The 11608-nt window shown below is 68.9% G+C and carries 11 protein-coding genes; 8 read left to right on the top strand and 3 right to left on the bottom strand.

Features of this window, described 5'->3' with window-relative positions:
• Positions 1–22 precede the first annotated feature (22 nt).
• Positions 23–727: a metallophosphoesterase family protein gene (locus tag K7W42_RS09725; RefSeq protein WP_157460749.1), complete on the top strand. Its 705-nt coding sequence runs from the start codon at positions 23–25 to the stop codon at positions 725–727.
• 67 nt (positions 728–794) lie between these two features.
• Here the strand turns inward: K7W42_RS09725 and K7W42_RS09720 are convergent, their stop codons facing one another.
• Positions 795–1583 (bottom strand): SDR family NAD(P)-dependent oxidoreductase, encoded by a 789-nt coding sequence (locus K7W42_RS09720; protein WP_224574304.1) that lies wholly within the window; start codon positions 1581–1583, stop codon positions 795–797.
• 201 nt (positions 1584–1784) lie between these two features.
• Positions 1785–2930 carry an aminotransferase class V-fold PLP-dependent enzyme gene (locus K7W42_RS09715; protein ID WP_224574303.1) on the bottom strand — a complete coding sequence of 382 codons (1146 nt, stop codon included), beginning with the start codon at positions 2928–2930 and terminating at the stop codon, positions 1785–1787.
• 220 nt (positions 2931–3150) lie between these two features.
• Between K7W42_RS09715 and K7W42_RS09710 the strand changes: the two genes are divergently transcribed.
• The 6 genes from K7W42_RS09710 to K7W42_RS09685 are packed head-to-tail and all read left to right on the top strand — an operon-like array spanning position 3151 to position 8784.
• Positions 3151–3879, top strand: coding sequence for a GNAT family N-acetyltransferase (locus K7W42_RS09710; protein WP_224574302.1), 729 nt, complete (start codon positions 3151–3153; stop codon positions 3877–3879).
• A 54-nt stretch (positions 3880–3933) separates the two neighbouring features.
• Positions 3934–4623 carry an HAD family hydrolase gene (locus tag K7W42_RS09705; RefSeq protein ID WP_224574301.1) on the top strand — a complete coding sequence of 230 codons (690 nt, stop codon included), beginning with the start codon at positions 3934–3936 and terminating at the stop codon, positions 4621–4623.
• Positions 4624–4642: 19 nt separating this feature from the next.
• Positions 4643–5596: a dipeptidase gene (locus K7W42_RS09700; RefSeq protein ID WP_255639180.1), complete on the top strand. Its 954-nt coding sequence runs from the start codon at positions 4643–4645 to the stop codon at positions 5594–5596.
• Between the two features lie 35 nt (positions 5597–5631).
• Positions 5632–6510, top strand: a complete 879-nt coding sequence (locus K7W42_RS09695) for a C40 family peptidase (protein ID WP_224574299.1) — start codon at positions 5632–5634, stop codon at positions 6508–6510.
• A complete protein-coding gene (locus K7W42_RS09690) occupies positions 6498–7526 on the top strand; it encodes a dipeptide epimerase (RefSeq protein ID WP_224574298.1) in 1029 nt (342 codons plus the stop codon). The genes K7W42_RS09695 and K7W42_RS09690 overlap by 13 nt, the downstream gene beginning before the upstream one ends.
• Positions 7527–7554: 28 nt before the next feature.
• Positions 7555–8784: a Gfo/Idh/MocA family protein gene (locus tag K7W42_RS09685; protein WP_224574296.1), complete on the top strand. Its 1230-nt coding sequence runs from the start codon at positions 7555–7557 to the stop codon at positions 8782–8784.
• A gap of 95 nt (positions 8785–8879) precedes the next feature.
• Here the strand turns inward: K7W42_RS09685 and K7W42_RS09680 are convergent, their stop codons facing one another.
• Positions 8880–9458 carry a histidine phosphatase family protein gene (locus tag K7W42_RS09680; RefSeq protein ID WP_224574295.1) on the bottom strand — a complete coding sequence of 193 codons (579 nt, stop codon included), beginning with the start codon at positions 9456–9458 and terminating at the stop codon, positions 8880–8882.
• Positions 9459–9531: 73 nt separating this feature from the next.
• Between K7W42_RS09680 and uvrC the strand changes: the two genes are divergently transcribed.
• Positions 9532–11385: an excinuclease ABC subunit UvrC gene (uvrC, locus tag K7W42_RS09675; protein ID WP_224574294.1), complete on the top strand. Its 1854-nt coding sequence runs from the start codon at positions 9532–9534 to the stop codon at positions 11383–11385.
• Positions 11386–11608 lie beyond the last annotated feature (223 nt).

Here is an 11608-nt window from a genome sequence, read left to right as displayed (position 1 = left end):
GATGCTCTAGGATGAGGGTACTTTGCGAGTGGCTTTCCTCAGTGACATTCATGGCAATATTCATGCGCTGACGGCGGTCAAGCGCTTTTTGAACGAGAATATCGTCAACCAGGTCATCGTGGTGGGCGATCTGGTGGGCTACGGCGCCAGCCCTGGCCCCGTGATTGACTTCGTGCGGCGCGAGGGCTGGGTCACGGCCCTGGGCTCCAGCGACATGCGCGTGGCGATTGACCTCGGCGACCGCAGCGACCGCAAAGGGGTGGCCGACCAGGTCCTGACCTGGACGAAAAAGATTCTGACCCCCGAGCAGATGGACTTCCTGCGCCGCCTGCCGCCGGGCGGGCGCATCACCACGCCGATTGGGCGCGTGCGCTTTTTCCACGGGAGCCCCCACGCGCCCGATCAGCGCCTGGACCTGATGGCCCCCGAGCGCGAACTCGAAGCCCTGGCCGATTCGCTGGGCGCGCGGGTGATTGTGGTGGGCGGCTCGCATGTGCCGTTTGTGCGGGTGCTGGGCGACACCACCTTTGTAGACCCCGGCAGCGTGGGCCTGACCCTGAACCACGAACCCGGCGCTGACGTGGCCATCGTGGACTGCGTGGGCCGCAAGCCCAAGGTCTCGCTGCACAAGGTCACCTATGACTTTGCCTCCAGCGCCTTTGACATCATGGCCTGGAACCTGCCGCCGGTCATTGCCGACGTGATTCGCACCGGGCGCATGGGCTGAGGGAAAGGTGCACCAGAGAGCTAGCGGCGCCCTCCAGTTCGGAGGGCGCCGCTGGCAGACTCTGCCGCTAGTTCCGGTAACGCTGCGCCAGTTCCGGCGACTGGCCGTGAAACGCAGCCAGCTCGGCCTGCTCCACGGTCTTGAGGAGTTCGGCGTCTTCCACCCCAGGCGCGCAAATCACTTCACCCAGGGCCAGCCCCTTGAGGCTGGCGGTGACCACGTCGTCTGCCGACATCCTCGGAATGGCGCTGAGGTCAAAGCCCTGCCTCGTATGGAATTCAGTGGCGACCACGCCGGGGCACAGCACCTGCACCTGAAGCCCCTGCGGACTGAGTTCCTGGTGCATGGCCTGCGACAGCGCGATCAGGTGGGCGAGGGTGGCCACGTAGGTCACGCGGCCCTGCGGGGGTGCGGCAGCACCGAACCCGAGCATACCCGCCACGTTGATAATGGTGCCTGTGCCGCGCGACACCATTCCAGGGACGACCGCGCGGGACAGCATCGTCGGGGCGATGACCTTGACGTGCAGCAGTTCCGCTGCCTTGTCAGCCGGCAACTGGGTCAGCGGCATGTAGTGGGCCACACCCGCGTTGTTGACCAGCAGCGCGAGCGGTTCACTGGCGCAGAGGTCGGCCACAGCCGCAATGCCCGCATCGGTGCCCAGGTCAGCCACGACCGGGCGCACCTGGGCACCAGGCAGTTCGGCAGCCAGCTCTGCCAGCCGCTCCGCCCGGCGCCCTACCACGCTCAGGTCGTAGCCCTGAGCGGCGAGGCGGTGCGCGAAGGCCCAGCCGATGCCGGCGGACGCGCCAGTCACGAGAGCGAGGGGCCGAGCCGCAACACCGTTCTGGGTCATGCGCTGAAGGGTGACAGAGTGCAGAAGACAGAACGGTACGCAATCGGGCAGACCACTTCGCCGTCTGGGAGCAAGATTCGCTCAAACGCCCGCTCAGAGGATGCTGTACGAACCGGCTTGCAGCCCCGGTCTTCGGCCAGTCACACCTGGTAAGGCAGCCACATCTGGGCTGCCTCTGTCCCCTTAACCTCCTGCCTGACTTCAGGCCAGCGCAGGTTCCAGAGCGTCGAGGAAGCGCGTCGTCAGACCCCGCTCGCCCAGCAGCTCCTCCAGGGCGCCCAGCAAGGTCAGGTAGGGCGCTGGGCGGGCGGTCTCGCCCATTAGGCCCAGGCGCCAGATCTGGCCGGCAGTGGGCCCCAGGCCGCCGGTCACACTGATGTGCCGCGTTCGCAGCGCGGCCCGGACCCTCGCGTCATCAAAGCTGGTCGGCAGCTGCAGGGCCAGCACGGTGGGCAAGCGGTGCGCTGGATTGACGACAAATGGCGTAAAGCCCAGCGGCGCCAGGGCGGCCTGCACCGCCTGGCCAATCTGGGCGGCGCGGGCCTGGCGGGTCAGCAGGCCTTCGTCCAGGGCTGCGTGCAGGGCCGCGTGCAGGGCGTAATGCAGGTTGACCGGCACGGTGTGGTGATAGCTGTGGCGGTCCCAGTAGTCGCGCAGGCCCTCAAAGTCGCAGTACCACAGCGGCGTGGGCGTGCGGCGGGCATGAAAGCGGGCAAAGGCCCGTTCGCTGATGGCCACCGGGGCCAGACCGGGCGGCGCCGAGAGGCATTTCTGCGCACCGGTATAGGCGTAGTCCACGCCCCACCCCGCCATGTCAAACGGTTCCATGCCGGCGGTGGTCACCGCGTCCACTGTCAGCAGGGCGCCGCTGCCCCGCACCAGTGCCGCAATCTGCGGCACTGGGTTCAGCACGCCGGTACTCGTCTCGCCGTGAACCACCGCGACCATCTTCACGCCGTCCAGTTGCGCGGCCACGTCGGCCGGGTCAATCGGCTGGCCCAGCGGCGCCGTGACCAGGCGCACCTGCGCGCCGTAGCGGCCGGCCATCTCGGCCATGCGCGCCCCAAAGGACCCGTTGGCACACACCAGCACCTCGTCGCCCGGTTCGACCAGATTGGCAAACCCCGCTTCCATGCCCAGGCTGCCGGTGCCGGCCAGCAGCGCGGTAAAGGTGCCCTCGGCCGCGCCGTACATCGTCCGCAGCCCGGCCTGAATCTCGCTGTTCAGCGCGAACACCTCGGGGTCCATGTGGCCCAGCATGGGGCGCGTCAGGGCGCGCAGGGCCGCCGGATGGATGGGGGTGGGGCCAGGCGTCAGCAGGGTGTGGTCGGGCTGCGGGTCGGACATGGCTTCAGGCTAACGGATTCTGGGGAGGTTTGGCAACAGGATTGCGAGTAGAGAGGTTTTAGGCAAGCCAGAGAGGTTAAAATTGCGCGACATGACCAAATAGGCTGCTGAATTGCGAGAAGGTGGGCGGGAGGACTCGCCTGATGCTTCGCCGCATGGGGAGGGCGCCGTATGCTGGTGCTCACCTATCTGACCTCGCCCCCCTCGCCGCCAAGGAACCATGACCCCTGACCCCCGAATTGCCCCTTTACTGGAAGACACTTTCCTCCCGGCCTATCTCCACCTGCTGGGCGATGAGCGCAGCCGCCTGACGGTCGCCGCCGGCTGGGCGCTGCTCTCGTCGGGCGGCGCGCCGGGGCTGCGGCAGCACGAAGCCTTCGTGTATGGCGCCGCACCTGCACTGGTTCTTGATCAGCTGATAGCGCTGGCCCCGCCACTCTGGGTCAGCGGGTTTGGGTGGACCACAGACCAGACCTCCGCACTGCGGGGGCAGGGCTTCGGCGCCCCCACGCACGAATTCCTGATGCAAGTGCCCGTCACGGCCCAGGCCTTTGCGACGCCGCCCGCTTTCCCCGTCAAGCAGGTCAGGACCGAAGCCGAGGCTCTGGAGGTCAATCAGGCCCTGGGCCGGGACTTTGCGCCTGTGGGCCACCTGCAGGACCCGACGCGGATCTACATCTGGCTTCAGGTGGAGGGTCGCCCGGCGGTGTATGGCCGCGCGGTGATCTGGGGAGAGGATGTCGTGCTCGACAACGTGGTCACGCGGCCTGAGTTTCGCCGTCGGGGGCTGGGGCGCGCCGTCGTGCAGGCCCTCATTGGGGCGGCGGCCTCGCAGGGGGTCAGGCGGTGCGTCCTGCTGTCATCCGAGATGGGGCGGCCTCTGTACGCGGCCCTGGGCTTTGAAACCGTGGCCGGGCTGGAGGTGCTGGCCTGGGAGGGTGCCACCTAGCGTCGCCTCCTCTTTAGCCCCTGCCTGGCCCACGCGGCGTATAGCATGGCGGGCATGACCCTTCCCAGCCTGCGCGCGGTGTTGTTTGACCGGGACGACACCATCGCCTACACCGACCCCGGGGTCTACCGCGAGGCGGCCGCGTGGCTGGCCCAGACGTTTGGCCTGGAGACAGGCGCGGCGCTGGGCGCGCTGCGGGACCAGTGGGCGGCGCGCGCCCTAACGTGGTGGCACCTGCGCACCGATGAGGACGAGGCCGCGTTCTGGGCCGAGTACGGCACCGAGCTGACCGGCCGCCTGGGCCTGCCGGCTGAGGCCGCCGAGCAGCTCATGACGGCCTACCCCTACGAGGCCTATATGAAGCCGGTCCCCCACGCCCGCGAGGTGCTGACCGAGCTGCGTGCGCGCGGCCTGAAGGTGGGGGTCCTGAGTAACACGCTGCCCAGCATTGACCGCACCCTGCAGGCGGTGGGCCTGGCCGACCTGGTGGACGTGGCGGTGGCCAGCTGCGTGGTGGGCGTGCATAAGCCGGACGCCGGGGTCTACCTGCACGCCGCCGGCGCCCTGGGCCTACCCCCCGAGCAGGTGCTGTTCGTGGACGACAAACTGGACAATGTCGAGGCCGCGCGCGCCCTGGGGATGCAGGGGGCCCAGATTGACCTCACGGGTCAGGCCCCAGGCGCCCTGCATGACTTGCGCGCGGTGCTGGCGCTGGTGCCTGAGGCGGTGGCCGGTGCTGATTGACGGGCACCTGGACCTCGCCATGAATGCGGCGGATGGCCGTGACCTGACCCTGGAACTGGACGCCCTGCGGGCCCGCGACCCGGTGCTGGGGCAGCGCGCCACGGTGTCATTCCCCGAACTGCGGGCGGCCGAGGTGCGCGTGTGTCTGGGCACCCTGTTTGCCCTGCCGCGCACGCCGGACAGTCCACACGGTTACACCGACCACGCCGGCGCGCGGGCCCAGGCCCTGAGCCAGCTCGATCAGTACCGCCGCTGGCAGGACACCGGGCACCTGCGGCTGCTGACCAGCGGGGCGGCGGTGGCCGCCCACCTGGCCGACCCCGCTGCCCCGCTGGGCGTGGTCCTGCTGATGGAAGGGGCGGACCCTGTGCGGGACGCCGACGACCTGCCGTTCTGGCATCAGGCCGGCGTGCGCCTGATCGGGCCGGCCTGGGGGCGCACCCGCTTTGCCGGCGGCACCGATGCCCCCGGACCTCTGACCCCGGCGGGCCGTGAACTAGTGCAGGGCATGGCCGCGCTGGGCCTGACCCTGGACGTGTCGCACATGGACGACGCTTCGTTCTGGGAAGCTGCTGAACTGGGGCCGGCGCTGGTGGCCACCCACGCCAATGCCCGTGCGCTGGTGCCGGGCAACCGGCAGCTGAGTGACGACATGGCCCGTGCGGTGGCCCAGAGCGGCGGCGTGATTGGGCTGGTATGCCTCAACCGTTTCTTGCGGCCACTGCCGCTGGGCAGCCTGGACCGGGTGCCGCCGGACGACCTGGCCGCCCATGCCCAGCATTACGCCAATCTGGTGGGCTGGGCGCATGTGGGCCTCGGCACCGACCTGGACGGCGGCTTTGGCGCCGAGAAGACGCCGGCGGGCCTGGAACGCTACCGCGATGTGCCGCAGCTGCTCCGTGCCTTGCCGCCCGAGGTCCGGGCGGGGGTGGCGGGCGGCCACTGGGCGCGCTGGCTGACCACGCGCCTGTAAGGGCGGCGGCCCCCGCGTGGGCTAGGCTGGGGCGCGTGAGTGATCTCGCCCTCGACCCACGGCTGCATGCCTTTGACCTCGACAACCGCGTGGCAGAAGCCAGCCTGCGGGGCCAGTTGCCCGGCGAGGGCTGGCGGTATCTGGGCAGCCGGCCCATGTGGGCGCAGGCCGCCCGCGTCAGCCTGCGGGCGGCCCCCGAGGCCGACGCCGAGCAGGTCACCGAGGCGCTGCCCGGTGAAGCCCTGAGCCTCCTGTGGGAAAACCGCGACGGCTGGGCGCGGGTGCGTACCCTCCATGACGGCTACCTGGGGTGGACGCCGGCTGAGACGCTGCGCCACCACCCCGCCGGCCCGGAGGGCTGGACGGTCACCGCGCTGCGGGCACACGCCTACGCGGGCCCCAGCATGCGCCGCCGGCCGGTGGCCGAGCTGGCCTACGGCGCGCAGGTGGGGCGCAGCCCCGGCGAGGTGGTCGAGGAAGACCGCCGCCGCTGGGTGCCGGTCCTGCTGCCGGGCGGCGAGGACGCCTGGGTGCAGGAGGTGGCCTTTGCACCCCTGCCCGACGCTGACCCCGCCGCGCTGGCCCTGCGGCTGCTGGACACGCCGTATGTCTGGGGGGGGCGCAGCGCCTGGGGCCTGGACTGCTCGGGGCTGACGCAGCTGGTCTACGGCGCCTTTGGACGGCCCCTCCCGCGCGACGCCGACCAGCAGCGGGCGGCGCTGACCCCGGTGGACGCGGCGCAGCGCGGCGACCTGGCCTTTTTTCCGGGGCATGTGGGCGTCATGCTGGACGGGCAGCGCCTGGTGCATGCCAACGCCACCCACATGCGCGTGACGGTGGAGACGCTGGGCGAGGGCGAGTACGGCGCGCGGCTGCAGGAGAGTTTGCAGGGCTTCGGGCGGTGGCCGGCGTGAGCCTGAGCTGGAAGACCCACGAGCTGCACACCGCGCAGCCGTTCGGGATTGCCCGCTGGACCCACAGCGTGTACCCGCGCACCTTTGTCACGTTCACGCAGGGGGGCGTCACTGGCCAGGGCGAGGCCGCCCCGAACGCCTTTTACGGCGAGACGCGGGGCACGGTCGAGGCGACGCTGCCCCTTCTGGCAGAGGCACTGACCGACCCCTGGGACTGGGACGGCCTCCACGCCCGCCTGAAAGCCCTGATGCCGCAGGGGCACCCCAGCGCCCGGTGTGCCCTGGAAATGGCGGCGGTGGACTGGTGCGCGCAGTCGGTGGGCCTGCCCGCCTGGCAACTGCTGGGCCTGAGCCCGTCGCCCCTGCCCGAAAGCAGCTATACGGTCAGCATCGCTGCGCTGGACGACATGCGCCGCCAGGCCCGTGAGGCGGCCGCGCGCGGGCACGGGGTCCTCAAGGTCAAGCTGGGCACCGACCACGACGAGGCCATCGTGGAGGCCCTGCGGGAAGAAGCGCCGGCGGTAGCCCTGCGGGTGGACGCCAACGCCGCCTGGACCCGGGCCCAGGCGCGGCGGATGCTGGACGTGCTGGCCGCCGCGCGCGCCGAGCTGGTCGAGCAGCCGCTGGCCGCCGGCGACCTGGACGGTCACGCGGCCCTGCGGGCGGTGTCGAGCGTGCCCATCGTGGCCGACGAGAGCCTGCACCATGTGGGCGACGTGCTGGCGCTGGCCCGCGCCTTTGATGGGGTGAACCTCAAGCTGGCCAAGCTGGGGGGTCCCCTTCAGGCGCTGCGGGCGCTGCGGCTGGCGCGCGAGGGCGGGCTGAGCGTCATGATGGGCTGCATGATCGAAAGTAGTCTGGGGATTGCGGCGGCGGCGGCGCTGGCTGGTGCCTGCGACTGGGCCGACCTGGACGGCGCCCTGCTGCTGGCCGACGACCCGTTTGTGGGTCTGGACTGGCAAGCGGGCCAGCTGGCCCGGCCCCAGGGCCAGGGCTGGGGCGTGGAGCGGCGGTGAGTCTGAGAGCGCGGGTGGGGGCGCCCGCATGATGCGCGTCGCCCTCATCGGCTGCGGCAACCGGGGGGCCGACGTGTACGGCGCGCTGCTGGCCGCGCAGGGGGCGAGCATCACCCATCTGGTCGAGCCTCGCCCAGCCCGGCGGGCCGAGGTGGCCGCGCGGCATGGTGTTCCACCGGAACAGCAGTTTGCTCACTGGGACGCTTTTTTTGCGCTCGGCCGGGTGGCCGACGCGGTGGTGGTGGCCACGCCAGATGACGCCCATGTGGCGCCCTGCCTTCAGGCACTGACCCTGGGCTACGACGTGCTGCTGGAAAAACCGGTGTGCCTGCACGAGGCCGACCTGGACAGGCTGCTTGAGGCTGAGGCGGCCTCGACTGGGCGCGTCACCGTTTGCCATGTGCTGCGTGCCACGCCGTTTTTTCAGGCGGTGCAGGCGGTCCTGGCCTCGGGCCAGCTGGGGCAACTGGTGGGGATTGTCCACGCCGAGAACGTGGCCCACTGGCACTACGCGCATTCCTACGTGCGGGGCAACTGGCGTCTGTCGCCGCCCGCCGCGCCGTTTCTGCTGGCCAAGAGCAGTCACGACCTCGACCTGCTGCGGGCCTTTGCCGGGGCGGCGCCCCACTGGGTCAGCAGCGAGGGCGCCCTGCACCATTTCCGGCCAGAGCAGGCGCCGGCCGGCGCGGCGCCGCGCTGTGTGGAGTGCCCGGTGCTGGGGTGTCCGTCCGATGCCCGCGCCATTTACCGGGACCGCGACCCGACCCGCTGGCCGGTCACGGTGCTCACTGCTGGGGGCCAGACGCTGGAGGATGCCCTGCGCAGCGGGCCTTACGGCCAGTGCGTGTATCTGGGGTACAACAACCAGCCAGACCATCAGGCGGTGACGGTGGTGTTCAGGAACGGCGTGACCGCACAGCTGACAGTCAGTGCGTTTACCCACAACAATACCCGCACCCTCAAACTGCTGGGCACACACGGCGAACTGCGCGGCCACATGGACCGGGGCGAACTGGAGGTGCATGACTTCCGCACCGGCACCAGTCGGCGCTGGGTGGTGGACACTGCCGGCACCCACGGCGGCGGCGACGACGGCCTGGTGCGGGCCTGGCTGGCGTGTTTGCGCGGTGAGGCCTCTCCCCCGACGCCGCTGGCGCAGTCGCTGGATTCCCACCGCCTGGCGTTTGCCGCTGAGCGGGCGCGGCAGCTTGGGACGGCGGTGAGGCTGGGGGATGAGGACGGTGTTTCTTATGGCTAGAACTTATTTGGAGAGAAGTGTGTGATAGTTATAGTTGAACAAGCTAGTGAATAGATTCACGATTAATCCAAGTCGTGATTTTTCGGTTTCATTTTTTAATTTTTGACTTTCCAGACCTTCTTATCTCGCTTCAGCTGCACAACTTCAGCATTCCCCAGGACCCACTCGCCACGCTGCCAGGCAGCTTCAATGTCCTGCTGCAGCAGCGCGGCCAGGCCAATCCGCAGAATCCCACCGTGCGACACCAGTGCCGCATCCTGGCCAGGCGGGAGGCCTTTTACGGCCCGAACAAAGCGGTCCGCAATCTGCGTGAAGGTCTCACCACCCTTAAAACCCAGGCCGCCAGAGGGCAGGCGCAGGGCCGCCGCGTGTGTCTTCAGAGCCGAATACGGCTGACCGGCCCAGTCACCACAGTCCACCTCCTGAATCCCAGGCAGCACCTGAACCGAAAGGCCTAGAGCGCGGGCCAGCGGCTCAGCCGTTTGCTGGGCGCGGCGGTAGGTGCTGGCATAGACCGCCTGGGGCCGGGGGGACCGAGCCGCCAGCAACGGGGCCAGCGCGGCGGCCTGGGCGTGCCCTACATCACTGAGTTCGTCGCCTGCACTGGCCGCGCCGCGCAAAATGCCTGCCACGTTGCCCGCCGTCTGGCCGTGCCGTATGAGCCACAAGTTCATCGGGGGCAGTGTAGAGGCCCAGAGCGCGCCCTTGCTCACGGAGTCCGCGCCGCCCCTCCCCTATCCTGAGGCCGTGCATCTTGACGACCTGCCTGTGCTGCCCATCACGCCCGGCGTGTACATCTTCCGTAAAGGGGGCACGCCGATTTATATCGGCAAGGCCAAGAACATCCGGTCAAGGGTGGGGCAGCACTTCAAAGCAGGCGGCAAAAGCGGCAAATTCACCGCGCTGGCCGACACCCTGGAGTTCATTACCGCCCGCAATGAGGTCGAGGCGCTGGTGCTGGAAGCCAACCTCATCAAGCAGCACCGGCCGCACTACAACGTCACGCTGAAAGACGACAAGCACTATCCATTCCTGAAGCTCACGAACGAGACTTTTCCCATGCTGGTCGTCACGCGCCGGGTGCTGAAAGACGGGGGCAGCTACTACGGGCCGTATCCAGATTCTTCGGCGGTGCGGCGGGTTAAAAACCTGATTGACACCATGTTTCCGCTACGCAAGAACAGTGGCCTGCCGCTGCAAAAGAAGGCCCGGCCCTGCCTCAACTTTCATATGGGGCGCTGCCTGGGGCCGTGCGTGGACCGGGCCGAGCCAGCCGCTTACGCGCGGGCGGTGGAGGACGTGAAGTCCCTGCTGGAAGGCCGCGCGGCGCCCGTGATTGCCCGCCTGAAAAACGACATGAAACTGGCCGCGCAGGGCCAGGATTTCGAGCAGGCCGCGCGGGTGCGTGACCGTGTACAGGCCGTCGAGAAGTTGTTTGGCACTGAGCAGCACGCCTTTGTGAGCGACGAGACCGACCTGGATTTTCTGGGCGCGGCGCAGGCCGGCGAGTATGCGATGGTGCAACTCTTCCGCATGCGCGGCGGGCGCGTGGTGGGGCGTGACAAGCGGTTTCTGGCCGGCACCGAGGACGCGCCGCTGGGCGAGATTGTCGAAGCCTTCGTGCAGGACTACTACACCCAGGCGACCCATGTGCCGGGCCTGATTCTGCTGCCCGCCGACTTTGAGGACGCCCCGGTCTGGAGCGAGTTTCTGTCGGAAAAGGCCGGGCGCAAAATCGAGATGCGGACCCCCAAGCGCGGCGACAAGGTGGACCTCGTCGAGATGGCGCAGCGCAATGCGCACACGGGCCTGGAATCCGAACTGGCGCTGCTGGAACGCCGGGGCGACCATCCGGGGCTGGACGCGCTGCGCGAGGTGCTGGCGCTGCCCGACCGGCCCTGGCGCATCGAGGGCTACGACAACTCCAACCTGTTCGGCACCAACATCGTGTCGGGCATGGTGGTCTTCGAGGGCGGCCGGGCGCGCCGGGGCGACCACCGCCGCTTCAAGGTCAAGGGCCTAGACCATCCCGACGATTACACTAGCATGCGGCAGACGATTACGCGGCGCTTTACCGGCAGTCTGTCGGACAAGCTGCCGCTGCCGGACCTGCTGCTGATTGACGGCGGACGTGGGCAGGTGAATGCCGCCCTGGACGCCCTGAAAGAAGCCAATGTGCAGGTGCCGGTGGTGGGGCTGGCCAAGCGCGAGGAACGCCTGATTCTGCCCAGCCGGTTTGGGGCGCAGTGGTGGCTGGAGACCGGCACTGAAATCGGCGTGGACCGCGAACTGCTGCTGCCACACACCCACCCGGCGCTGCGTGTCCTGATTGGCGTGCGCGACGAGGTCCACAACTACGCCGTGACCTACCACCGCAAGTTGCGGGGCCAGGACATGCTGCGCAGCGTCTTTGACGACCTGCCGGGCATCGGGCAAAAGCGCCGCGACGCCTTGCTGGAGCACTTCACCAGCCTCGAAGACCTGGCCAGTGCGCCCATTGAGCAGATTGCGGCGGTGCCGGGCATGACCACGCGGGCCGCGCAGAGTGTCAAGACCTTCTTGGCCGAGCGGGAAGCCAACCAAGCGCCCATCACCCGCTGAGCCGACTTCAGCAGGCCTCGGGTTCAGCCCAGGACAATGCGCGAGGGGAGCTCGTGACCTGGCCACCGCACCGCAGAAGCCTGGGGCTGAGCGGTGAACAAGAACGCCGGCGATCCGGTACCAACCTCAACTGACAGGTGTCAGGTTGAGCGCCAAGAGCCTTCGGAAGGACGTCCATGCAGCTACAGCAGCGATGCTGAGGCCAGGGGAATCTCAACTTGAC

Source organism: Deinococcus betulae, from assembly GCF_020166395.1.
Classification (GTDB): Bacteria; Deinococcota; Deinococci; order Deinococcales; family Deinococcaceae; genus Deinococcus; species Deinococcus betulae.
The sequence above is the reverse complement of the archived record's forward strand: the minus strand, read 5'-3'. Positions and strand labels throughout refer to the sequence as shown.